This is a genomic window from Nocardioides panzhihuensis (assembly GCF_013408335.1).
In the GTDB taxonomy this organism is placed as follows: domain Bacteria; phylum Actinomycetota; class Actinomycetes; order Propionibacteriales; family Nocardioidaceae; genus Nocardioides; species Nocardioides panzhihuensis.
In genome coordinates this window covers 4,587,928-4,611,069 of record NZ_JACBZR010000001.1, presented here as the reverse complement: position 1 = coordinate 4,611,069, position 23,142 = coordinate 4,587,928, and the positions used below count along the sequence as shown (strand labels likewise).

At 69.0% G+C, this 23,142-nt stretch carries 20 protein-coding genes; 17 read left to right on the top strand and 3 right to left on the bottom strand.

Translation table 11 applies throughout. The annotated features are described in order from the left end of the window. Positions 1–3 precede the first annotated feature (3 nt). The 3 genes from BJ988_RS21870 to BJ988_RS21860 are packed head-to-tail and all read left to right on the top strand — an operon-like array spanning position 4 to position 1,745. Complete coding sequence (locus BJ988_RS21870; protein WP_179660003.1) at positions 4–669, top strand: dihydrofolate reductase family protein; 666 nt, start codon at positions 4–6, stop codon at positions 667–669. Positions 670–679: 10 nt separating this feature from the next. Beyond that, positions 680–829: a hypothetical protein gene (locus tag BJ988_RS21865; RefSeq protein WP_179660002.1), complete on the top strand. Its 150-nt coding sequence runs from the start codon at positions 680–682 to the stop codon at positions 827–829. Between the two features lie 10 nt (positions 830–839). Next, on the top strand, positions 840–1,745 hold the full coding sequence (locus BJ988_RS21860; RefSeq protein ID WP_179660001.1) for an SDR family NAD(P)-dependent oxidoreductase: 906 nt from the start codon (positions 840–842) through the stop codon (positions 1,743–1,745). Here the strand turns inward: BJ988_RS21860 and BJ988_RS21855 are convergent. The 3 genes from BJ988_RS21855 to BJ988_RS21845 all read right to left on the bottom strand — a co-directional run bounded on the left by BJ988_RS21855 (position 1,742) and on the right by BJ988_RS21845 (position 5,221). After that, complete coding sequence (locus BJ988_RS21855) at positions 1,742–3,037, bottom strand: HNH endonuclease (RefSeq protein WP_179660000.1); 1,296 nt, start codon at positions 3,035–3,037, stop codon at positions 1,742–1,744. The two genes, BJ988_RS21860 and BJ988_RS21855, sit on opposite strands and share 4 nt — an antisense overlap. 521 nt (positions 3,038–3,558) lie before the next feature. After that, a complete protein-coding gene (locus BJ988_RS21850; protein ID WP_179659999.1) occupies positions 3,559–4,176 on the bottom strand; it encodes a nitroreductase family protein in 618 nt (205 codons plus the stop codon). A gap of 37 nt (positions 4,177–4,213) precedes the next feature. Then, positions 4,214–5,221 (bottom strand): IS481 family transposase, encoded by a 1,008-nt coding sequence (locus tag BJ988_RS21845; RefSeq protein WP_179659998.1) that lies wholly within the window; start codon positions 5,219–5,221, stop codon positions 4,214–4,216. Between the two features lie 255 nt (positions 5,222–5,476). On the opposite strand from BJ988_RS21845, the gene BJ988_RS31100 reads away from it, so the two are divergent. The 14 genes from BJ988_RS31100 to BJ988_RS21780 all read left to right on the top strand — a co-directional run bounded on the left by BJ988_RS31100 (position 5,477) and on the right by BJ988_RS21780 (position 23,138). Then, the gene (locus tag BJ988_RS31100; RefSeq protein ID WP_281365490.1) at positions 5,477–5,599 is read left to right on the top strand and encodes a hypothetical protein; all 123 of its coding nucleotides are present in this window, start codon (positions 5,477–5,479) and stop codon (positions 5,597–5,599) included. A 127-nt stretch (positions 5,600–5,726) separates the two neighbouring features. Continuing rightward, entirely contained in the window at positions 5,727–8,621 is a 2,895-nt protein-coding gene (locus BJ988_RS21840; protein ID WP_179659997.1) for a helix-turn-helix transcriptional regulator, read from the top strand. Between the two features lie 90 nt (positions 8,622–8,711). Beyond that, positions 8,712–8,852 (top strand): hypothetical protein, encoded by a 141-nt coding sequence (locus tag BJ988_RS21835; protein ID WP_179659996.1) that lies wholly within the window; start codon positions 8,712–8,714, stop codon positions 8,850–8,852. Between the two features lie 59 nt (positions 8,853–8,911). Next, complete coding sequence (locus BJ988_RS31095; RefSeq protein WP_179659995.1) at positions 8,912–11,833, top strand: helix-turn-helix transcriptional regulator; 2,922 nt, start codon at positions 8,912–8,914, stop codon at positions 11,831–11,833. Between the two features lie 70 nt (positions 11,834–11,903). Next, a complete protein-coding gene (locus tag BJ988_RS21825; protein WP_179659994.1) occupies positions 11,904–12,500 on the top strand; it encodes a hypothetical protein in 597 nt (198 codons plus the stop codon). Between the two features lie 74 nt (positions 12,501–12,574). Beyond that, complete coding sequence (locus BJ988_RS21820; RefSeq protein ID WP_179659993.1) at positions 12,575–13,426, top strand: aldo/keto reductase; 852 nt, start codon at positions 12,575–12,577, stop codon at positions 13,424–13,426. Positions 13,427–13,687: 261 nt separating this feature from the next. Beyond that, on the top strand, positions 13,688–15,559 hold the full coding sequence (dnaK, locus tag BJ988_RS21815; RefSeq protein ID WP_179659992.1) for a molecular chaperone DnaK: 1,872 nt from the start codon (positions 13,688–13,690) through the stop codon (positions 15,557–15,559). Continuing rightward, entirely contained in the window at positions 15,556–16,257 is a 702-nt protein-coding gene (gene grpE / locus BJ988_RS30195) for a nucleotide exchange factor GrpE (protein WP_179659991.1), read from the top strand. The genes dnaK and grpE overlap by 4 nt, the downstream gene beginning before the upstream one ends. Positions 16,258–16,328: 71 nt before the next feature. Next, the gene (locus BJ988_RS21805; protein WP_179659990.1) at positions 16,329–17,522 is read left to right on the top strand and encodes a DnaJ C-terminal domain-containing protein; all 1,194 of its coding nucleotides are present in this window, start codon (positions 16,329–16,331) and stop codon (positions 17,520–17,522) included. Then, on the top strand, positions 17,522–17,956 hold the full coding sequence (locus BJ988_RS21800; RefSeq protein ID WP_179659989.1) for a heat shock protein transcriptional repressor HspR: 435 nt from the start codon (positions 17,522–17,524) through the stop codon (positions 17,954–17,956). Before BJ988_RS21805 ends, BJ988_RS21800 begins: the two co-directional genes overlap by 1 nt. A 475-nt stretch (positions 17,957–18,431) precedes the next feature. Continuing rightward, positions 18,432–19,745 carry a DUF445 domain-containing protein gene (locus tag BJ988_RS21795; RefSeq protein WP_218861041.1) on the top strand — a complete coding sequence of 438 codons (1,314 nt, stop codon included), beginning with the start codon at positions 18,432–18,434 and terminating at the stop codon, positions 19,743–19,745. Next, positions 19,742–20,761, top strand: a complete 1,020-nt coding sequence (locus BJ988_RS30190; protein ID WP_218861040.1) for an Abi-alpha family protein — start codon at positions 19,742–19,744, stop codon at positions 20,759–20,761. Before BJ988_RS21795 ends, BJ988_RS30190 begins: the two co-directional genes overlap by 4 nt. Before the next feature lie 81 nt (positions 20,762–20,842). After that, the gene (locus BJ988_RS21785) at positions 20,843–22,165 is read left to right on the top strand and encodes a DUF445 domain-containing protein (protein WP_179659988.1); all 1,323 of its coding nucleotides are present in this window, start codon (positions 20,843–20,845) and stop codon (positions 22,163–22,165) included. Positions 22,166–22,244: 79 nt separating this feature from the next. Next, a complete protein-coding gene (locus BJ988_RS21780) occupies positions 22,245–23,138 on the top strand; it encodes an Abi-alpha family protein (RefSeq protein WP_218861038.1) in 894 nt (297 codons plus the stop codon). Positions 23,139–23,142: the final 4 nt, after the last annotated feature.

Genomic DNA, 23,142 nt, shown 5'->3' with positions numbered 1-23,142 from the left:
CACATGTCACTCGTACGCGCTCACACCATCGGCATCTCGCTGGACGGCTTCGCCACCGGCGACGGCCAGAGCCTGGAGACTCCGTTCGGCCATGCAGGCATGCGGCTGATGGAGTGGTTCTTCCCCACCGCGACGTTCCAGAGCGCGACCGGAGACCGGGAGCGGGTGGCGGTCGACCCGGCGGCCGAGCCCGACGACGTCTTCGCCAGGCGCGCCTGGGAGAACATCGGCGCCGAGATCATGGGAGCCGGCAAGTTCGGCCCTCCCGGATGGCAGAACGACGCCGACTGGACCGGATGGTGGGGCGAGGAGCCGCCGTTCCACACGCCCACCTTCGTCCTGACCCACCAGCCCCGCGAGTCGATCGAGATGAAGGGCGGCACCACCTTCCACTTCCGCAACGCCCCCATCGAGGAGGTGCTGGCCGAGGCGCAGGAGGCTGCCGCCGGCCAGGACGTACGCATCGGTGGCGGCCCGTCGTTGCTGCGGGACTACCTGGCGGCTGGCCTCGTCGACCACCTGCATGTCGTTGTCGTCCCGATCATCCTCGGCCGCGGCGTACGCCTCTGGGACGGGTTGGAGGCGCTCGAGGACGGCTACGACGTCGAGTCGACCACCACCCCGAGCGGCGTCACCCATGTCACCTTCGACCGGAAGACCTCGCGATGAGCAAGGTGCTGTGGCACTTCTCGATGTCGCTCGACGGCTTCGTCGACAGCACCGAGCCGGGGACCCGGGCGGCGCGCCGATCCGGCTGCACAACCTGATCGGCGACGATCCGCACCTCGAGGTCGACGTCCGCTACGCACCGGTGCGTCCGTCGCCCTAGGGTGCAAGGCGTGGTCAGCCTTTTCTCGCTCCCGCTCCTGCAGGCGCCCCGAGCCCGCGTCGCCCGTACGATCCGGGCGGTCACCGGCAGCCCAGGCCCGCTTGCTGGTCGCACCGTGCTGGTCACCGGCGCCAGCTCGGGGATCGGCGAGGCGACGTCGTACGCCGCGGCTCGACGCGGCGCGCACGTGCTCCTCGCCGCCCGCCGGGCAGAGGAGCTCGAGCGGGTGCGGAAGACCATCGAGGAGGCGGGTGGCCGGGCCTCGACGTACGTCGTCGACATGGCCGAAGGCGACTCGATCGATGCGCTGGTGGAGCGACTCCTGGCCGAGCACGGCGCGGTCGACTACCTGGTCAACAACGCCGGCCGGTCGATCCGACGGTCGCTGGAGCTGACCCACGACCGTTTTCACGACTTCGAGCGGATGATGGCCGTCAACTACTTCGGCGCCGTCCGGCTCACGATGGGCCTGCTGCCGGCCATGCGTGCCCAACGCTTCGGCCATGTCGTCAACATCGTCACCTGGGGCAACCAGATCAAGGCGCCCAAGTTCGCCGCCTACATCGCCGCGAAGTCCGCCCTCGACGTCTTCGGAAGGATCCTGAGCCGCGAGGCCTACTTCGAGAACGTGACCTGCACCAACATGCGAGTAGCGATCGTCCGGACCCCGATGATCGCGCCGACCGCCGAGTACGAAGGCCGCGGCGAGAGCCCCGAGGAGTGCGCCGAGCGAGTCGTCCGCGCCCTCGAGGACCGGCCGGTGACGGTGAACGGCGCGTTCGGCTCTGTCTACGAGGTCCTCAACATCGCCGCCCCGCGCCTGGCCGATCTCGCCATGGCGATCTCGCACGTGCGTACGCCCGACTCTGCTGCCGCTCGCGGGAAGGATCATGTGCGGTCCGCCGATGCTTCCTAGGCTGCCCGTGTGTGGTCGAGCAGCACGTCGCGCAGCACGAACTCTGCTCGGGACAGTGGTGGTGGGTCTGGTTGCCAGGTGTCGGGTGGTGGGCTGACGTAGGTATGGCCCGTTGGCGTGATGGTGATGATGCTGCCGTCTGGCCCGGGTCTGGCCTGCCAGCCGAGGGCTTCTTTCGCTTGGTTGCATCTTTCGCACAAGCCTTGGAGGTTCGCGGCCTTGGTTTCGCCTCCGTCTGCGTGGCGCTGGGCGTGGTCGATGTTGCGGATGGGTGCGTCGCAGCCGTTGGTGCGGCAGATCCCGCCGTCGCGGGTGGTGATGAACTCGGCCAGGCCGTCGGGGGCTTTGCGGGAGTGGGACTCCATCGCTACCAGCTGCCCGGCGGGGTCGGTGTACAAGCGGCGGATGAAGACCTCGGCGTCGGCGAGCGCCTCGCGAGCCCAGGCAGCGGGGACGGGGCCGTAGCCCTCGACCATGGCGGGCTGGTCGGTGTCGTTGGTGAGGGCGTCGGCGGTCATCACGATCTTGACCTCGATCCGAGGCTTCACCTCGGTGCCGGTGCGGCCGGTGACTCGGTTCACGAGGGTGTCGGCCATGACCTGACCCCTCGTCCGTTCATCCCCAGCAGCCTGCGCGGCCTTGGCTGCCTGGTCCAACGCCGCGTAGACGGCAACACCGTCCTTGACCGGCAGCAGCGCACCCAGCCAGGTCATCGTGTCCGGTGCCGGCCGGACGCTGACTCGACGGTCCTTCTCTGCGTTTGCGGCTCGGTTGACGACGGATTCTTGGTCGAGGGTGATCGCGAGCTTCTTGGCCGCGTTCTCGAGTTGTCGCAGCCCCATGGTCACGACCTTCGGAACTTCACGGTCTTGACTGAAAGCACAGAGTTCGTAGTCGATGACCCGGCGGTCCTCCATCGAGAGGCAGGCGGTTTCGCGGGCGAGGATGGTGGCTTGCCACTGCGAGAACAGGCCCGCCTTCATCAGAGCCAACGTGTGTGGCATCTCCGCAACCAGGATCTTCGCCAGCCCGAGCAGTATGGCGCCTTTGGCGGGTGAAACCCGCCGCGCCAATGCGACTTGGGAGGTGACGCCTTCGCCGAGCTTGCGGGCAGGGACCCCGGCCTCGGCCTGCCGGGCTCGGGTGGCTTCCTCGAGGCGTACCGCTGCTTCTGCCTGGACAGCCTCGGCGATGCACTTCACTTCTTCGAGCCGGCTGATCCAGTCGACCAGCTCACCTTCGGACGCACCCAGGGGCGGCCCGGTGAGGAGCTGGTCGACGGTCTCGTTCATACGCCTCATTATATGTGAAAGAGCCGCCCGCGGCTACCTGTTTGCGCTGGTCAGTCCCGATTTATGCAGTCCGTGAACAAGTAACCTGAACCCCGCGCCACACCCTCGCCGCCGCCCCGATAATGGCGAAATCTTTCTCGATCAGGTGCCGAGTCAAGGACCGCGAAGCGGCCGGCGAAGCCGGCGGGCCGAAGGCCCGTCCTTGACGCGGCGGCTGATCGAGAAACACTCGAAGAAGGGTCGGCGGCGAACACTGAAACGAAGTAGCAGTCGCTCAGCGAGGTTTCCCCGACGCGAACCGTGTTGGTCTCGACACGCCTCCGCCTAGCGGCTCCGGCGGCTCGACCAGCGGGAGGCAGGTCTCGACACGCCTCCGCCTAGCGGCTCCGGCGGCTCGACCAGCGGGAGGCAGGTCTCGACACGCCTCCGCCTAGCGGCTCCGGCGGCTCGATCAGCGGGACGAGCCCGTTGGCCGCGGCGGTTCGACGAGCGGGACGAGCCCGTTGGCCGCGGCGGTTCGATCAGCGCGGAGACCACCGCCCACGATGAACAACATCCCCGAGCGAAACCCGCTGACGCCGAGTAGGCGACCCCTTGGCACCCCCAGAAGCAGGATGCCCGATGGTGACGGCCCCGATGGGGTCGAACGTATCCGGGATGTCGAATGCCAGCCGAACCGCCGCGTCGGCCTCCGGCGGGATCCCGAAGTACAGCGCACCGAGACCTTCGTCGACCACGGTCTGCAGGATCAGCATGGTCGCCATCGCGGTGTCCATGTGCCAGAAGGGCATCGGCCAGTGGGCCTCGTCGCGATCGGTCCAGCCCTTGTCCGGCTCGGCGTAGCGGTCCAGGTAGGCCGCCTTGGAGGAGCACGGGATGACGATCACCGGTGCCTGCATCATCCCGGTCAGCCACGCGTCGGGGTCGTCGCCGGCCTTGACGCTCGGGGCGGTGGCCTCCCAGTAGCGGCGTACGTCCTCGGGGGTGTCGAGCACGAGGAAGGCCCAGCCCTGGGAGAAGCCGGCCGACGGTGCCCGGGTGGCGTTGTGCAGGATCCTGTCGAGCACCTCAGGATCCACGGGATCGCTGGTGTAGCTGCGGACCATCTTGCGGCGGCGTACGACCTCGGAGAACTCCATAGGTGAAGTGTCTCGTCTAAGGCGCCGAGCGCGTGGCCTAGGTGTGATGCCCAGCCAGGTTGTTCAACCGGGTGATGGGTGCGGCCTTCCCGATTGCTGAGTGGGGCCGGTGGTGGTTGTATTCGTGGACCCATGCTGGCAGAGCCGCGAGTCGGGCTGACTCGGAGTTGTAGAACTTCTTGAATGCCCAGCCCTCGGCCAGGGTGCGGTGGAAGCGCTCGATCTTCCCGTTGGTCTGTGGCCGGTAGGGACGGGTCTTCTTCGGGACGATCCCGAGGTTCGCGCAGGTCTCGAGCCACATGCGGCTGCGGTAGCAGCTGCCGTTGTCGCTGAGAACCCTGGTCACGGTGACGCCGCGTTCTGCGAACCAGGCGACCGCGTTCTTGAGGACCTCGGTCGCGGTCTCCTTGGTCTCGTCGTCGTGGGCTTCGACGTAGGCGACGCGGGAGTGGTCGTCGATCACGGTGTGCAGATAGCAGGTCCCCGTCAGTGGATCGAACCGCTTGCTGCGCTGTCCGGTCCGCTCGGCGGTGAGGGCCTTGTTCCGCCTGCCCTGGTGGCGACCGACGTAGCGCCAGCCGCCGCCGTCGGGGATCTTGCCGAGCTTCTTGACGTCGACGTGAATCAGGTGGCCCGGCTTCTCGTGCTCGTAGCGGCGGATCGGTTCGCCGGTGGCCCGATCGATGTGAGTCAGGCGGTTGATCCGGCAGCGGACCAAGACGGCGTGAACGGTCGAGGAAGGCATGTCGAGTCGGCTGGCGATCTCGACCGGTCCGAGTCGCTGCTTCCAGCGCAGGTGCACGATCTTGCGGACCACGGGTGCCGGTGTCCGGTTCGGCTGATGGTGTGGCGCCGAGGACCGGTCCAGCATCCCGGCCGGCCCCTCGTCGCGGTAGCGGTCAGCCCACTTCTTCGCCGTACGCCAAGAGACGTCGTATCGCTCAGCGGCGCGAGCGGGCGGCCAGCCGTCCTCGACGATCAAACGGGCGAGTCGCAGGCGGGCGCGAGGGGTCAAAGCCGCGTTGGCATGGGTAGCGTGGGACATGAAGGCATCTCCTGGTGGCGGCACTGGTTCCTAGACAGCTCCACTCCACACCAGGGAGGCCTTCACCCATCTACACCTCAGATCGTGTCGTCACACGATCTCGACCAACGTGCCTGGGCATCACACCTAGGTCGGGAAGCGAGGTGGCGGTGGTGAGAACTAAGGCGCGCGACCGATCCCGGTACCTACCTCAGCAGAGGAGTGTTCTCGATGTCAGCAGGAAACCCCAGCAGGACAAACCAGCAGGAGATCGAGATGTACACCACCGCAGGTTACGAAGCAGAGGTCAAGTACCGCCGCCAGCAGATCCAGAAGGACCTGGCCAAGCGCCAGCGGGCCAACCAGGCCCGTCAGGCACGGCGCGACCGCACCCGCTGAGATGCAGGCGCAGGACCGACAACGCCGAGCAGGAGAGATCCCGCTCGGCGTTGTTTCACGTCCGGGGCCCGGCGGTGTCGACCCCTCGGCCGACCCGGCGGCGACGAAAGGCGCGATGATGACCCTCATGGCGCAGAGTGCCGAGAGGCTTGTCGGACGTGATGCCGACCTGGAGACGCTGATCGGGCTGGTCGACAACGCGCGAGCGGCCAAGGGCAGGCATGTGCTCCTCGCCGGCGACGCCGGTGTCGGGAAGACCCGGATCCTGCGCGAGCTCCGCGGCCGAGCCGTCGCGGACGGCAGGCAGACGTTCGTCGGCCACTGCCTCGACTTCGGCGACAGCGCTGAGGCCTACCTCCCCTTCACCGAGATCCTCGACAACATCACGACCGCGCTGCCTGAGGTGGTGGCGCAGGTGGCTGACGTGCATCCGGCGCTCCTGCGGATGGCGCCGGTCGCCCGTGTGCTCGGCGGGGCTGACACCGCCGACCAGGAGGCGCTCGACCGAGGCAATCTCTTCGCCGCGATCCACGCGCTGCTGGAGCGCGCGGCCGAGAAGGCTCCGGTGCTGGTCGTCGTCGAGGACACCCACTGGGCCGACCAGTCCACCCGGGACCTGCTCACCTTCCTCTTCACCCGGCCGTTCATCGGCCCGGTCACGATCGTCGCCTCCTACCGCGCCGACGACCTCCACCGCCGCCACCCGCTGCGCCGCCAGCTCGCCGAATGGACCCGGCTGCCGTCGGTCGAGCGGGTCCATCTCGGGCGGCTCTCGGACGATGACGTACGCCTCCTGGTCGCAGAGCTCGCCGGCGATCTGGGGATCGACGTGGAGAGCGTCGTACGCCGCGCCGAGGGCAACGCCTTCTTCGTCGAGGAGCTGGTGCAGGCGGCGGGCGCCGAAGAGCTGCCCTGGGACCTCGCGGACCTGCTCCTGGTCAGGCTCGAGCAGCTCGACGCGACCGCCCGCGAGGTGGTCGACACCGCCAGCGCCGCCGGGCGCAACGTCAGCGACGAGCTCCTCGAGGCCGTCGCCGGCCTCGATCGGGCCACGCTCGACGCCGGGCTGAGGCAGGCGATCGAGCGCGCGATCCTGGTGCCGCGCGAGGACGGCTACTACCTCTTCCGGCACGCGCTGCTCGGCGAGGCGGTCTACGACGACCTGCTTCCGGGGGAGCGGGTCAGGCTCCATCAGCGCTACGTCGCGGCGCTGCGTGGCGATCTCACGACCGGTAGCGCGGCCGGACTTGCCCGCCACGCGCGTCTTGCCGGCGACCACGAGACCGCACTCAGCGCCGGGATCGAGGCGGGAGACGAGGCGGCAGCCACCGGCGGCCCCGACGAGGCCTCCCAGCACTATCAGCAGGCGATCGCCCAGCTCGCCGGTCACGCCGCCTCCGACCATGACACCCAGCGCCTCGTCGATCTGGTGGTCAAGGCCAGCGATGCGATGGTCGCCGCCGGGCATGCCGATCGGGCCGGCAAGCTGGCCCGTGAGCAGCGGGAGTCGCTTCCGCTCGATGCGCCCGGACTGTGGCGCGCCCAGCTGATGACGGTCGAGATCGAGACCAGCTTCGCCTACGTCAACGATGTCGAGGTGGGGGCGCTCGCGGAGGCGGCGATGGCCGCGCTCCCCGAGGACGCCCCGCCGCTGGTGCGCGCTCGTCTGCTCGCCGCGTACGCCCGGACGCTGATGATCTACCGCCGTCACGACGACGCCGAGAGGGCCGGCCAGGAGGCGCTGGCGCTGGCCGAGGAGCTCGGCCGGACCGGTCTCGCCGCGGAGGTCTCGGCGACCCTGGCCGGGACCTGGGGCCGCCCGCCGCAGGCCCGGATCGAGCCTCTCCGCGCGGCCGTGGCCAGAGCGGCCAAGGCCGGTGCGCTGCACCCGGAGCTGCGGGCTCGGATCCAGCTCGCCTTCGCCCTCGACGCCGCCGACCGTCTCGAGGAGGCCGGCGAGAGCTACCGCAGCGCCTTCCTGCTCGGCGTCGAGCGGGGCGTGCCGTGGGCGCCGTACTCCTTCGACGCCCGGACCGCCTGGCTCGGCCACCTCTACAAGATCGGCCGGTGGGACGAGGCGCTCGCGCTCACCGAGGCCTACGGGATCCCGCCGGCCCTGTCGCCGTGGCTGGAGGCCAACCGGCTGATGATCGAGCAGGACCGGGGCGCGGACCGCGGGGCGGAGGCGCGACGGCTGCGGCCGTCGTGGAAGCAGGAGGTGGCTACCGCGAGCGAGTCGGTGCCGGTGGAGATCAAGGCCGCCGGTGCGCATGGTGATGTGGAGACGATCCTCGAGGCCTACGACGCAGGCGTCGAGACCCTCGGCCGCACCTGGGGTAAGTGGTTCGGCGGCAACACCCGGCTCTCTGCCGTCGCCGTCAGCGCCATCAGCGCCGCGATCCCGGGGCTTCCGGTCGGTGAGCGCCGGCAGGTGACGGCTCAGGTGGACCGCATCGTCGCTGCGGGCATGCGACCGGCCGAGGCGAGGCCGACCTGGGGTCTGGAGGGCCAGGCGTGGACCGCACGCCTGGTGGCCGAGGGACTCCGGGTCCACTGGCTGGCCGGCATCGATCCGCCCGAGCAGGAGGAGCTCGTCGATGCCTGGCGGAAGGCAGTGGCCGCCTTTCAGGTCTTCCCGCACGTCCACGAGCTCGCCTGGTCGAGGGCCCGGCTGGCCGAGATCCTCCGTGCGGGCGGTGACGCCGCCGGCGCACGGGAGCTGGTCGACCAGGCCCGAGAGTCGGCGAAGCAACTCGGCGCCGAGCCGCTGCTCGAGCACCTGCGTACGTTCGGTACGACGCCGCAGCGGTCCGGTGCCGGTCCGTCCGGCCGGCTCACCGCCCGGGAGAGCGAGATCCTCGCCCTCGTCGCGGCCGGGCGGAGCAACGGCGAGATCGGCACGCAGCTGTTCATCTCCACGAAGACCGTCTCGGTCCACGTCTCGAACATCCTGGCCAAGCTCGGCGCCTCCGGGCGCACCGAGGCGGCCGCCATCGGACGACGCCGTGGACTCGTGGAGTGACCCGGATCACGACCGAATGAGGCACCTCTGACGTACTCCTAAGGCAGGCGCCTCATGTCCGGCCCTACCTCAGGAGCCGACTCTGGATACATGACCTACAACACCCAGATCAGCTACGACGCCGAAGTGGCGTACCGCCGTCAGAGCATGCGCGGCGCGGCTGCCGCCGACCGGCTCGCCCGCCAGGTGAAGCGCCGTCGTCCGCGCCGGATGGACTCGATACACAACTGAGTCCTCGGGCGACGGTAATGCAGGAGAATCCCGGGCCCGGAGGCGCGATGATAGGGGGCATGGCGCAAAGTGCTCGGTCCTTCGTAGGTCGCGACTCGGAGTTGCGGACCCTCACCGGGCTGCTCGGGGTGGAGTCGATGGGTGACACCCGGCGCCAGCACGTCCTCCTCGCCGGTGACGCCGGCGTCGGCAAGACGCGCCTGCTCACCGCGCTGCGCGACGGCGCGGTGACCGACGGCTGGCAGGTGCACGCTGGACACTGCGTCGACTTCGGCGAGAGCGCAGTGGCGTACATGCCGTTCTCGGAGATCCTCGACCGGATCGTCGCGGACCTGCCTGAGGTGGTCGAGCGGGTGGCGGCCGACTATCCGGCACTGGCCAGGCTGAGGCCCGTACGCCGCGTGATGGGTGCCAACCCGGGCTCCGCCGCGGCAGGGACCGACCGGGGCCAGCTCTTCGACGCCGTCCACACGCTCTTCGAGGCGGCCGCGGAGAAGGCGCCGCTGCTGGTCGTGGTCGAGGACACCCACTGGGCCGACCAGTCCACCCGTGACCTGCTGACCTACCTCTTCACCCGGCCCTACAGCGGTCCGGTCGCGATGGTCGTGTCCTACCGCGCCGACGACATCCACCGCCGCCACCCGCTGCGCCGCCAGGTGGGCGAATGGGGCCGTCTTCCTGACGTCGAGAGGATCGTCCTCGAGCCGCTCTCCGACGACTCGGTGCGGCGCCTGGTCCACGAGCTGGCCAGCGGCAAGGTCGACGCCGAACGAGTCGTCCGCCGAGCCGAGGGCAACGCCTTCTTCGTCGAGGAGCTGGTGCAGGCCGGCTGCGACGAGGACCTCCCTGTCGACCTCGCCGACCTGCTCCTGGTGCGCCTGGACCGGCTCGACGGCGCTGCTCGCAGCGTGGTCCGCACCGCTTCGATCGCCGGCCGCCGCGTGACCCACGAGCTGCTCGCCGCGGTCACCGAGATGAAGACCGACGAGCTCGACGACGCGCTGCGCACCGCGGTCGAGCAGAAGGTGCTCGAGCCGACGGGCTCGCGCTACACGTTCCGCCACGCGCTGCTCGCCGAGGCGGTCTACGACGACCTGCTTCCCGGTGAGAAGGTGCGGCTGCACGCCCGGTTCGCCGAGGTGCTGAAGGAGACCCCCGGGCTGGGTGCGGCCGCTGAGCTCGCGCTGCACGCCAAGCACGCCGGCGATCTCGCGACCGCGCTGCGCGCGCGCATCGCCGCGGCCGAGGAGGCCCGCAACGTCAGCGGTGTGGGCGAGGCGGCCCACCACTACGAGAAGGCGCTCGGTCTCGCCGCGGACCCGAAGGTCGCCCAGGCGGCCGGGGTCGACCTGGACCGGGTCTACGAGCGGGCTGCCGACACGCTCATCCTCGCCGGGCTGCCCTCGCGCGCCGACGCGATCCTGGCCGAGCGGCTCGACGCGATCCCAGCCGGCCGGACGGTCGGCCGGGCGCTGCTGCTGGCGACCCGGGCCGAGGCGGCGCACGCCATGGAGAACGGCGACCCGCTCACCCACTCCCGCGACGCGATGGACGCGCTGCCCGACGACGCCGAGCCGAAAGCGCGGTGCGCGGTCCTCGCCGTGCGCACCCGGACGCTGGTCGCCTATCGCCGCATCGAGGAGGCCGAGGCGGTCGGGCTGGAAGGCATCGAGATCGCCGAACGGCACAGCCTCTCCAAGCTGGCCTCCGACATGGCCACCAGCCTGTCGATGCTGAAGGTACGCACCGGCCGCGGTGGCGGCGACAAGGTGGAGGGCTTCCGTCAGGTGCTGCGCGAGACCATCGACCAGGCGCGGCGGGTCGGGTCGACGTACGCCGTCAGCCGCGGGCTGTTCGCGCTCGGCCGCTCCTACGACGAGGCCGGGGACTACGCGGAGGCGCTGAGGTGGTTCCGTGCGGTGATCGAGGAGACCGGCGGGGAGTCGCTGCAGTGGTCGCCCTACGCTGCCGCGGCCCGCTCCGACATCGTCCGGATGCAGATGGTCCTGGGGGACTGGGACGAGGCGCTGGCGCTGACCGGTGGCAACCTGCCCGACGCGCCGCCGATCCCGGTCGCGCTCCTCGACATGCTCCGGATGATGATGGAGCAGGCGCAGGGAGCGTCGGTCGGTGAGGCGGCCGCAGCGCTGCGTCCCTACTGGACCCAGGAGGGCTTGATCGCGCTCTACGGCGCCACCGTGGAGATGGTCGCCGCGGGTCGCGCCGGAGACCATGCCGCCGTCTTCGCGATCTATGCCGACACCGTCGAGACGCTCTCGCAGTTCTGGACCGAGTGGTTCGGCGGCAGGGTGCGGCTGGCGGTCGTGGCCGCCTCCGCGATCGCGCAGATGCTGCCCTCGGTGCCGGCGGTCCAGTGGCCCGCCCTGGTCGAGGCCGTCGACGGGCTGCGCAGCGACGGCGAGCAGGTGGTCGCCCAGTATCAGCCCGGCGAGTGGGGTCCGGAGGGTCGTGCCTGGGCCGCGCGGCTGGAGGCGGAGGTGCTCCGTGTCCACTGGCTGGCCGGCATCGACGCGCCGGCTCAGGAGTCGCTGCTGGCGGCGTGGGCGCGCGCGGAGCAGCAGGTCGAGACCTACGGCGACGTTCCGGGACTGGCCGCCGTACGCACGACGTACGCCGTCATCCAGCGCGCCACAGGCGACGTCCCCGGGTCGCGGGCGACTGCCGACAAGGCCAGGGAGACCGCGAAGCGGCTCGGCTTGCAGCCGCTGCTCGACGAGCTGAGGTCGCTCGGCGCGACCGCGGTCAAGCAGCAGCAGGCGACGCCGACGTCCCTGACGCCTCGGGAGAGCGAGATCCTGACGCTGGTCGCGGCGGGACGCAGCAACGGCGAGATCGGCAAGCAGCTGTTCATCTCGACGAAGACGGTCTCCGTGCACGTCTCCAACATCCTCGGGAAGCTCGGCGCGGGGAGCCGTACGGAGGCGGCCGCCATCGCGCGCCGCCAGGAGCTGATCAGCTGAATTCCTGGTGCCGGGTGTGAACGTGTGGCTGAATTGTCACCATCGCAGGTTTCTGGGCTGAGGAGCACACGTGGAGCAGGGGAAGCGGCATCCGATCGCAGCCGGGGTCACGGCACTGGTAGCGGTCGCCGTGGGGGTGGGGCTGATCGTCGGGATCGGGATGTTCGTCGGTGCCAACATCCTGGGTCTCGGTGGCGATGGTGCCGCCAGCGACCAGGCCACCGACCCCGATGCGGGCGCGTCGCTCTACGCGCCGTCGCCGAAGCCGACCAAGACCGCCACCGGTCCGGCGATCACGCTCGACGCCTCACCCACGAGCGCTCCCGAGAAGAAGGCCGGGTCGGTCTCCGCCTCCACGAGCTCCTCGTCCGCGGCCGCCGACGAGAAGCCCGCGAAGAAGATCACTCTTCAGACCGGCGTCGTCGTGGCGAAGCCGATGGAGCGGATCGACATCACCGGCATCTACCCCGGCGGCGAAGGCGCGATCCTTCGGCTGGAGCGGGACGAAGGCGAGGGCTGGGAGGAGTTCGGCATCCCCGACGTCTCGGTGACCGGCGAGCAGTTCTCCACCGCGATCCAGACCGGCCGGATCGGGAAGCACATGTTCCGGATGAAGGACATCGACACCGGCGCCTACTCCAACGTGGTGACCGTGACGATCGGCTGAAGCTGGAGCCAAGCTGGAGCCAAGCTGGAGCCAAGGGGTGGAATAGGTCGCGACTCACTTGGTTGTATGTGGGTATGACGGTTCCCACGATCAAGCTCAACGACGGCACTTCGATCCCACAGTTCGGTCTCGGCGTCTGGCAGGTTCCCGAAGGCGAGACCGAGCAGGTTGTCAGCCAGGCCCTCGAGGTCGGCTACCGCCACATCGACACCGCGCAGATGTACCAGAACGAGGCGGGCGTCGGCGCCGCACTGAAGACCGCCGGACTCGCCCGCGAGGACGTCTACGTCACCACCAAGCTCAACAACTCCCAGCACGACCCCGCCAAGGCCAAGGCTTCGCTCGAGCGGTCTCTGATGCTGCTCGGCCTGGACCACGTCGACCTGTTCCTGATCCACTGGCCGCTCCCGACGCAGTACGACGGGACGTACGCGAAGACCTGGGAGGCCCTCGTCGGCCTGCGTGAGGCGGGCCTGACCACCTCCATCGGCGTCTCCAACTTTCAGCCCGACCACCTCGACAAGATCGTCGCCGAGACCGGCGTCGCCCCGGCGGTCAACCAGATCGAGGTCCACCCCTACTTCACCAACGAGGACGCCCGGTCCGCCACTCTCGCCCACGGCGCGAAGGTCGAGTCGTGGTCGCCGCTCGGGCAGGGCGGCGGGGAGCTCTCCGACCCGGTGGTCGCCGAGATCGCCTCCGCGCACGGCAAGTCGCCCGCCCAGGTCCTGCTCCGCTGGCAGATCGACCGGGGCGACATCGTCTTCCCCAAGTCCGTACGCCGCGAGCGGCTCGAGGAGAACCTGGCGATCTTCGACTTCGAGCTGAGCGCAGACCAGATCACCGCCCTCGCGGCGCTCGACAAGGGTGAGTCCGGCCGCTCCGGCCCCAACCCCGACACCTTCGACTGGATCCCGTCCTTCTGATCCATTGCCACCGAGTCGGCCCGTTCTGACGCAAACACACGCCGAGTCGGCTCGTCATGACGAGCCGACTCGGCGGGGTTTTCGGTCAGGATGAGCCGACTCGGCGTGCTTTTGGCTGGGGCTGGAATAGTGGGCGTAGGGTCTTCGTTGTGGGGAGTGAACGAAGTTGAGTTGAATCGACTCAACTTGTTTGCAAGACTCAGCGTCAGCCGTTGAGCGGCGCCCACATACACACAGCTTCAACAAGCGGAGGTAGCAAAGATGGCACGTGCCGTCGGTATCGACCTCGGGACCACCAACTCGGTCGTCTCGGTTCTGGAGGGTGGCGAGGCCACCGTCATCGCGAATGCCGAAGGCGCCCGTACGACGCCTTCCGTGGTCGCGTTCAGCAAGTCCGGTGAGGTGCTGGTCGGTGAGGTCGCCAAGCGCCAGGCCGTCACCAACGTGGACCGCACGATCAGGTCCGTCAAGCGTCACATGGGCACCGACTGGAAGGTGAACATCGACGACAAGGACTTCACGCCGCAGCAGATCAGCGCGTTCGTCCTGCAGAAGCTGAAGCGCGACGCCGAGGCCTACCTCGGTGAGCCGGTGACCGATGCGGTCATCACCGTCCCGGCGTACTTCTCCGACGCGCAGCGTCAGGCCACCAAGGAGGCCGGTGAGATCGCGGGCCTCAACGTCTCCCGCATCGTCAACGAGCCCACCGCCGCGGCGCTGGCCTACGGCCTCGACAAGGGCGACGACCAGACCATCCTCGTCTTCGACCTCGGTGGCGGCACGTTCGACGTGTCCCTGCTCGAGATCGGTGAGGGCGTCGTCGAGGTCAAGGCGACCTCCGGCGACAACCACCTCGGTGGTGACGACTGGGACAACGCCGTCGTCAAGTGGATGGTCGAGAAGTTCAAGTCCGCCAACGGCGTCGACCTGGCCGCCGACAAGATCGCCGCTCAGCGCCTCCAGGAGGCCGCCGAGAAGGCGAAGATCGAGCTCTCCTCGAGCCAGAACGCCTCGATCCACCTGCCCTACATCACCCACGGTGAGTCCGGCCCTCTCCACTTCGAGGAGACCCTGACCCGGGCGGAGTTCCAGAAGATCAGCGCTGATCTGCTGGACCGCACCAAGAAGCCGTTCGAGTCGGTCCTCAAGGACGCGGGCGTCGCTCTCAAGGACATCGACCACGTCGTCCTGGTCGGCGGCTCGACCCGGATGCCGGCCGTGACCGACCTGGTCAAGAGCCTGCTCGGTGGCAAGGAGCCCAACAAGGGCGTCAACCCCGACGAGGTCGTGGCCGTCGGTGCCGCGCTGCAGGCCGGCGTGCTGAAGGGCGAGGTCAAGGACGTACTGCTCCTCGACGTCACCCCGCTGAGCCTCGGCATCGAGACCAAGGGCGGTGTCTTCACCACCCTGATCGAGCGCAACACCACCATCCCGACCAAGCGCTCTGAGATCTTCACCACGGCTGACGACAACCAGCCCAGCGTCGAGATCAAGGTCGCCCAGGGCGAGCGCCCGATGTGGTCGGAGAACCAGCCGCTGGGCAACTTCGAGCTCACCGGCCTCCCGCCGGCGCCGCGTGGTGTGCCGAAGATCGAGGTCGCCTTCGACATCGACGCCAACGGCATCGTGCACGTCTCCGCCAAGGACCAGGCCTCGGGCCGCGAGCAGTCCATGACGATCTCCGGCGGCTCCGCGCTGTCGAAGGACGACATCGACCGCATGGTCAAGGAGGCGGAGCAGTACGCCGAGGAGGACGCCAAGCGTCGCGAGTCCATCGAGATCCGCAACCAGGGTGACAGCCTCGTCTACACCACCGAGAAGTTCATCACCGACTCCGGCGACAAGGTCCCGGACGACGTGAAGACCGAGGTGCAGGCCGACCTGGACGCGTTGAAGAAGGTCCTCGAGACTGGACCCGATGGGGGCGAGGCCGACAAGGACGCCATCCAGGCGGCGATCACCAAGCTCGGTGAGTCCTCGCAGAAGATGGGTGCGGCCATGTACGCCGCGGCCGAGGCCGAGCAGTCCGCTGCCGGCGGCGCGACAGGTGCGACCGGCGAGGCCGACGACGACGTCGTCGACGCCGAGATCGTCGACGAGCCTGTCGAGGGTGAAGAGGGCGACAAGAAGTGACGAAGCGCCGCCCCGGCGGGGCGGGCGAGGCCGTCGAGGAGACGACCTCCGAGACCCCGCCGCCCGAGACCGACCCTGAGACGAAGGCGGACGAGGAGCCGACCGAGGACTCCGAGGCGGACGCCCCTGAGGGCGACGCCTCGGACTCGGACGACGCTGCCGAGGCCGGATCCGACGAGGATGGCTCCGCCGAGGCGGCCGAGGACGAGGCCGAGGTCGCTGCTGAGGATGCTGCCGAGGACGACACCGAGGTCGACTTCGGCGATGCCGCCGATGAGATCGACAAGCGGGTCGCCGAGCTGACCACCGATCTGCAGCGTCTCCAGGCCGAGTACGTCAACTACAAGAGGCGGGTCGACCGTGACCGCGAGCTGGTCTCGCAGAACGCGACCTACAAGGTGCTCACTCCGATCGTGGAGGTGCTCGACACCATCGACCGTGCCCGCGAGCACGGCGAGGTCGAAGGCGGCTTCAAGGCCGTCGCCGACCAGCTCGAGAAGATCGTGACGAACCTGGGTCTGAAGAAGTTCGCCGAGCCGGGCGACGTCTTCGATCCCAACCTTCACGAGGCGCTCAGCCACATGGGCACCGACCCGGAGGTCGAGGAGACCTCGGTCAAGCTGGTCGCCAAGGCCGGCTACATGATCGGCGACCGGGTGGTCAGGGCCGCGCAGGTCCTGGTCGTCGACCCGGAGTGACAACGATGGGCAGACGAGCCTGTCGAGACATCGACAGGCTCGTCTGCCGAGAAGAAGGGAGGAGGGGCTAGGTGGCAGAGAACGACGGGATCCGGCCGGACTGGATCAACAAGGACTACTACGCCGAGCTGGGCGTCAAGAAGGACGCCTCGAGCGACGACATCAAGAAGGCCTACCGCAAGCTCGCGCGGGCCAACCACCCCGACTCCAACCCTGGCGACGACGCCAAGCACGAGAAGTTCAAGAAGGTCGCCGAGGCCTACGACGTCGTCGGCGACCCCGAGAAGCGCAAGAAGTACGACGAGGTGCGCACTCTCGGCGCCTCCGGCGGGTTCCCGGGTGGCTTCGGCGGCGCGGGCGCCGGCCGCGGCTACAACTTCGACGACCTCTTCGGTGCCGGCGGCACCCAGGCCGGCGGGCTCGGCGACATGTTCGGTGACCTCTTCGGCGGTGCCGGTGGCGCCGGCGGAGGCTTCAGCGGGCGGCGTACGACCCCGAGGGCCCGGCCGATCAAGGGTGCCGACGTCGAGACGAGTGCCACGATCGGGTTCACCGACGCGCTCGACGGCGTGACCATCTCGCTGCGCCTGACCTCGGACTCCGCCTGTCCCGACTGCAACGGCACGGGCGGCAAGCCCGGCACCAAGCCGCGGGTCTGCCCGGAGTGTGAAGGCGCGGGCTACGTGGTCAACTCCGTGGGCGGTGCGTTCTCGATGAACGAGACCTGTCCGCGCTGCGGGGGCCGTCAGCTGATCTACGACGAGTCCTGCCCGACGTGCCGAGGCTCCGGCCGCGGCACCTCGGCGCGCACCATCCAGGCTCGTATCCCTGCCGGGGTCAAGGACCGGCAGCGGATCCGGCTCAAGGGCAAGGGTGCCGCCGGGGAGAACGGGGGACCCTCCGGCGACCTCTACGTCACGGTGCACGTGACGCCTCACCGCGTCTTCGGCCGCAAGGACGACAACCTCACCATCGACGTGCCCGTCGGGTTCGACGAGCTGGCGCTCGGAGCAGAGGTGAAGCTGCCGACGCTCTCCGGTTCGCCGGTGACGCTGCGGATCCCCGCCGGCACCCCCAACGGACGTACGTTCCGGGTCCGGGGCAAGGGATTCCGGCGTGCCGACGGCACCATCGGCGATCTGCTCGCCACCGTCGAGGTGCACATCCCGGCCGTGCTCGACGCCGACGCCAAGGCCGCAGTCGAGGCCTATCGGACGGCGATGGCCAGCAAGCCACTGCGTACGTCTCTTCTCGAGGAGTCATGATGAGCGACGGATTCGGCAGCCCGTCTCCGGATGCCGCGGTGTATGTGATCAGCGTCGCCGCGGAGCTGACCGGGCTGCACCCGCAGACGCTGCGCACCTATGAGCGGATGGGCCTGATCACCCCCGGCCGCACCGGGGGCGGCGGGCGGCGCTACTCCTTCCACGACATCGAGCGGCTGCGCTCGATCGCGGACCTGACCGGGGCCGGGATCGGCATCGAGGGCGTGCGTCGCATCCTGGCTCTCGAGCAGCACGTCGACGCCCTGCGCCGGCGCAACGAGGAGCTGCTGCACGAGCTGGCCGCCACCCGCGAGGCGCTCGCCCAGGCGAGGGCGGCCGCCCCTGAGCCGCAGGTCCCGGCCAGCAGGCTTCCCGCGGTTCGGCAGGCGCCGCCCGGACAGGCGATCGTGGTCTGGCGGCGGCAGCACGGTTAGCACGTTCCTAACTGATCGCTTGACAGATTTGTTGGCGAGTTGTGGATTTCGGGTAAAACCGATGTTGGTCCACTGCCCGCATACTGATGAGCAAGCCGCGAGTGTCGGACCAACCCCCATATGGTCGGGGCACGCGCGGCGGACCCGGTGGTGCCGACCCGAGACGGACCCACCGGGTCCTTCCACGTTTTGGGGGTCGAGGTGCAGCGATACCCGGTTAACCGGGTATCGCTGCACTTCTCCGGCAATGCAACACCTGAGAAGTGCAGCAATTGCCTGTACGCCGTGACAGATGTGACTCCCGTTGCGTGCGTCGCTCTGGACCGAACCCAGGTGATCAGGCAGGATCTGAAGTGACGCCTGCGCACGGCGCAGGCGCTATCTCCCAGCTCGGTGACTCTCGGCGCGCCTTCGTGTCGATCGGTGCAGTCTCCGGACAAGAGGGAGACTCACTGACCGAAATACGAGGGGTCCCGTGTCTAGCGTCGTCGACGTGCTCTCCGGGTGGGACATCGACTGGTTCGCGTTCTGGTCCATACCCGTCTTCACCGCCGTGATCGGCTGGCTCATCAACTGGTCGGGGCTGTGGATGCTCTTCTCCCCGATCCGCTTCCACGGGATCACCGTGCCGGGGCTCCAGCACATCGCCGGCTCGCTGCCCCGCAAGATCCAGGAGATCCCGGGCATCCTCCGCGGTGGTCTGGGCTGGCAGGGGATCGTGCCGGCGCGGGCAGCGAAGATGGGCTCGATCGCCGTCGACCGGGCGCTGTCGCAGATGGCGACGGCCCGTGACTTCTACGAGCAGCTCGAGCCGGACAAGATCGCCGCCCACATCGTCGACGTCTTCCGTCCCGAGATCCCGTTCCTGGTCGACGAGATCATGTGGCGCGAGCACCCGCGGTTCTGGCGTGACCTGCCGCGTCCGTTGCGCGCGACGGTGATCGAGCGGGTCCAGGCCCGGCTCCCGGAGGTCGTCGGCGACGTGACGGTCGAGATCGGCAACCACATCGACCAGCTCTTCGACCCGAAGATCATGGTGATCGAGAACTTCGAGAAGGATCCCTCGATCATCGTGCGGATCTTCAAGGACTTCGGCGCCCGCGAGCTGCGGATGATGGTCGTCTTCGGCGCGGTCTTCGGGTTCCTGCTCGGAATCCCGGTCGCCGTCGTCGACCAGGCCTTCCACATCTGGTGGCTGCTGCCGATCCTCGGTGTACTGGTCGGCTGGACGACCAACCTGCTCGGCATGCTGCTCATCTTCGAGCCCGCCGAGCCCAAGCGGATCGGCCCGATCAAGATCCAGGCGCTCTTCGCGCGGCGGCAGTGGCAGGCCTCCGACGTCTACGGCAAGCACATCGCCAACGACGTGATCACGCTCGAGCACATCGGCGAGCACCTCCTCAACGGGCCCTCCGGCGACCGCACCCGCCAGATGCTGGCCGCCGCCCTCGAGCCGGCGGTCGACGCGGCGGTCGGACCGGCCCATGGCGCGGTCCGGGTCGCGGTCGGGACCAGGAGGTTCGACGCGATCCGGTCCTCGGTCGCCGAGCAAGCGGTGGAGTACACCCTGACCCCGCTACGCGACGCCGCCTTCAGTCAGCAGCAGTCGTGCAACATCCGCCGACTGATCGCCGACAGGTGCCGGGCTCTGCCACCGAGGACCTTCGTTGAGATGATGAGAGCGGCGATCAAGGAGGACGAGTGGCTGCTCTACGCCCACGGGGCGATCATGGGGCTGGCGGGCGGGTTTCTGCACGTGGCAGTCTTCGAATGGTGGAACGTGTTGTGAGCGCCCTGCACATCAACACCGAGCCAGGGGCTCTCCGACCGGAGAGCGACGTCGTCACCCCTTCGACCGAGCCGACCGAGGAGCTCGTGCAGGGCCGCGAGGGGATGCACCGCATGCCCACACCGGCGCCGAGCGGCGGTCTTCTCGACGAGGCGACGGACGTTCTACCGGGTCTGCTCAGGATCTCCGCGGTGACGGTGGCCCACACCGCCGGGTGGGGCCTGAGGACGTACGCCCGTGGGGTCGGTCGGGTGGCGAAGGCGGTCGTCGATCCCAACGAGGCGGTGCGGCTCACCGAGGACGTGGCGTCCGGCGCCCGCCAGGTGACCGGCTTCGCAAAGCGGGTCGCGACGGGCAACCCGGTCACCGGTCTGCTGGAGCGCTTCGCGCTTCCGGCGGCCGAGAACGCGAAGGCGGCGATGGAAGGTCGTGCCGCGCGGGTCAACGGCGCCGATCCCGGCGACGGACCCGACCGACTGCGGCGGAGCGGTGAGGAGCTGCTGCGCCGCTCGCGCGACGTGTGGGACGAGAACGAGCGCCATCCGGCCTTCGCCAGCATCCTCGACGAGCTGGCGCCCGACGAGGCCCGCATCCTGGTGCTGATGCTCAAGGGTGGCCCGCAGCCGGCGGTCGACGTGGTCGAGGGCGGCCTGATCGGCCACCTGCGTGGATCGCGGATGATCGCCCGGGGTCTGACGATGATCGGCGCGCAGGCCAGCGCGCGCTACCCGTCGCTGGTTCCGCAGTACCTCAACAACCTGGCCCGGCTCGGGCTGGTGTGGCAGTCCGAGGAGCCGGTCAGCGAGCTGATCCGCTATCAGGTGGTCGAGGCACAGCCCGACGTACTCGAGGCTTGTCATTCCACGGGCGGCGCCCGGATCAAGCGGCGCTCGATCCACCTGACCCCCTTCGGACAGGACTTCGCCCGGGCCTGCTTCGCCGATGCCGAGGACCTCCATCGGCTGCCGAGCCACGAGATTCCGCCCAGTGCGGCGACGGAAGCGTCAACCGAATAGCAGACGCTTCGGGGTGTGTGCGTTCGCCTGTGGGTAGGGTACGCATACCGACGGTCTGGAACTCTGGCGGAAGGAGCTCGAATGTCGCCGGAGTGGCAGGACTCGCTGGTCAGCTGGTTCGAGGACTGGGCTGCCCATGTCCACTGGCTCTCGCTGATCACCATCCCGATCTTCACCGGGGTGATCGGCTGGCTGATCAACTGGTCGGGCCTCTACATGCTCTTCTCCCCGCTCAACTTCAAGGGGTTCCAGGTCCCAGGGCTGCGCGAGCTGGCCAGGGTGCTGCCGCACAAGCTGCAGGAGGTCCCGGGCTTCGCCCAGGGCGGGCTCGGCTGGCAGGGCATCATCCCCGCCCGGGCCGCGAAGATGGGCTCGATCGCCGTCGACAAGGCGATCGCCAAGCTCGGCACCCCCAGCGACTTCTACCAGCAGCTCGGCCCCTCGGAGATCGCCACGCACATCGTGGAGACCTTCCGCCCGGAGGTGCCCGAGCTCGTCGACCAGATCATGATGCGCGAGCATCCCCGGCTCTGGCGCGACCTGCCGCGGGCGGTCAAGGACGCGATCACCGTTCGGGTGCAGGCACAGCTCCCCTCGATCGTGCACAAGGTCACCGACGACATCGGGGTGCACATCAATCAGCTGCTCGACCCGAAGCTGATGGTCATCGACCACTTCCGCAACAACCCTGCCCTCGTGGTCAGGATCTTCCGCGACTTCGGTCAGCGCGAGCTCAACCTGATGGTCGCGTTCGGCTTCATCTTCGGGTTCCTGCTCGGCATCCCGGTGGCGCTGATCGACCAGACCTTCCACATCTGGTGGATGCTGCCCGTGATGGGCGTGATCGTCGGTTGGGTGACCAACCTCCTCGGCATGTGGCTGATCTTCGAGCCCGCCGAGCCCCGTCGCATCCTGGGGATCAAGGTGCAGGGCCTCTTCCCGCGCCGCCAGGAGCAGGCCGCGGAGGTCTATGCCGACATCATCGCCACCGACGTGATCACGCTCGAGCGCATCGGCGACTTCCTGCTCGACGGCCCCCGCGGCGACGCCACCAGAAAGCTGCTGATCAACGCACTGATGCCCGCTGTCGACCGGGCGGCCGGGCCCTACCGGGGGGCGGTGCGGATCGCGCTCGGGTCGGAGCGGTTCGACCGGATCAGCACCTCGGTCGCCAACGAGGCGGCGGATCGTACGCTGGTGCCGTTCCGTGATCCCGGTTTCAGCCGTCACCAGGCAGACAAGATCCGCGACCTGGTCGCGCGGCGCACCAAGGAGCTCCCGCCGGGTGACTTCGTGGACATGATGAGGTCAGCGATCAAGGAGGACGAATGGATGCTCTACGCCCATGGCGCGATCATGGGGCTCGCCGGCGGCTTCCTGCACCTTCTAATCTTTCCGACATGAGCGAGCGTCAGCGAGTGATCATGGAATCCATCATGGCGCCGCGTCCGTATTCTGGCGCTTGCGCTACGGAGGTGGCGACATGAGCCTTTTGGGCAAGGTCGTCCCGACCGCCTCCGCCGTGGCCGGCACCGCTCCCGGCCTGGCGCGGGTGGCGGCAGGCGCTGCCTGGCAGACGGCCGGGTGGGGGCTACGCACGTCCAGCCGCGCCGGCTTCCGGGTGGCGCGGGCGATGGTCGACCAGGACGTACGCGACGGGTTGGTGCGGGAGACGGCCGAGGCCGTGGGGATCGTCGCCGGCACCGCCGCCCGGATGATCCGGCCCGGGTCGAGGCCGGTGATGGAGCTCTCCGCATCCGACTACGAGACAGCCGGCCACGATGTCGTGCTCGCCCGTACGCGGGAGGCCGAGGCATCCGAGGACTCACTGCCTGTGCTGCGCCGCCGCGGAGCCGATCTGCTCGACCGCTCCCGCGACGTCTGGGCCGACGAGCAGGGACACCCTGCGTACGCTCGGATCCTCGACGAGCTCGCGCCCGACGAGGCGCGGATGCTGCTCTATCTGCTCCAGGCGGGGCCGCAGCCGTCGGTGGACATTCGCACCGGCGGGCCGACCGGGCTCGTCGGCAGCACCATGATCGCCCCCGGGCTCAACATGATCGCCGGACGTAGCGGCGTGCGCTATCCGGAGCGGGTGCCGGCCTACCTGAACAACCTGTTCCGGCTCGGGCTGGTGTGGTTCTCCAAGGAGCCGCTGCCCGACCCGCTGGAATACCAGGTCCTCGAGGCGCAGCCCGACGTGCTGGACGCGCTTCGCTCGGTGAAGTTCGCCAAGATCGTGCGTCGATCGGTGCACCTGACGCCGTTCGGCGAGGCCTTCGGCCGCACCACGCTGGTCGACGAGGGCTCGGCCGAGTCGGCCTACCCGGAGCACCAGGCGCCGGTGACCGGCGGGGCCGATCTGCCCAAGGCCTGATTGC

Bases quoted from the DNA above. Each gene is read 5' to 3' on its own strand.
- dnaK (WP_179659992.1), top strand. From the start codon at position 13,688: ATGGCACGTGCCGTCGGTATCGACCTCGGGACCACCAACTCGGTCGTC.
- BJ988_RS31095 (WP_179659995.1), top strand. From the start codon at position 8,912: ATGGCGCAAAGTGCTCGGTCCTTCGTAGGTCGCGACTCGGAGTTGCGG.
- BJ988_RS21780 (WP_218861038.1), top strand. From the start codon at position 22,245: ATGAGCCTTTTGGGCAAGGTCGTCCCGACCGCCTCCGCCGTGGCCGGC.
- BJ988_RS21785 (WP_179659988.1), top strand. From the start codon at position 20,843: ATGTCGCCGGAGTGGCAGGACTCGCTGGTCAGCTGGTTCGAGGACTGG.
- BJ988_RS31100 (WP_281365490.1), top strand. From the start codon at position 5,477: ATGTACACCACCGCAGGTTACGAAGCAGAGGTCAAGTACCGCCGCCAG.
- BJ988_RS21840 (WP_179659997.1), top strand. From the start codon at position 5,727: ATGGCGCAGAGTGCCGAGAGGCTTGTCGGACGTGATGCCGACCTGGAG.
- BJ988_RS21850 (WP_179659999.1), bottom strand. From the start codon at position 4,176: ATGGAGTTCTCCGAGGTCGTACGCCGCCGCAAGATGGTCCGCAGCTAC.
- BJ988_RS21855 (WP_179660000.1), bottom strand. From the start codon at position 3,037: ATGAACGAGACCGTCGACCAGCTCCTCACCGGGCCGCCCCTGGGTGCG.
- BJ988_RS21870 (WP_179660003.1), top strand. From the start codon at position 4: ATGTCACTCGTACGCGCTCACACCATCGGCATCTCGCTGGACGGCTTC.
- BJ988_RS21845 (WP_179659998.1), bottom strand. From the start codon at position 5,221: ATGTCCCACGCTACCCATGCCAACGCGGCTTTGACCCCTCGCGCCCGC.
- BJ988_RS21835 (WP_179659996.1), top strand. From the start codon at position 8,712: ATGACCTACAACACCCAGATCAGCTACGACGCCGAAGTGGCGTACCGC.
- BJ988_RS21820 (WP_179659993.1), top strand. From the start codon at position 12,575: ATGACGGTTCCCACGATCAAGCTCAACGACGGCACTTCGATCCCACAG.
- BJ988_RS21800 (WP_179659989.1), top strand. From the start codon at position 17,522: ATGAGCGACGGATTCGGCAGCCCGTCTCCGGATGCCGCGGTGTATGTG.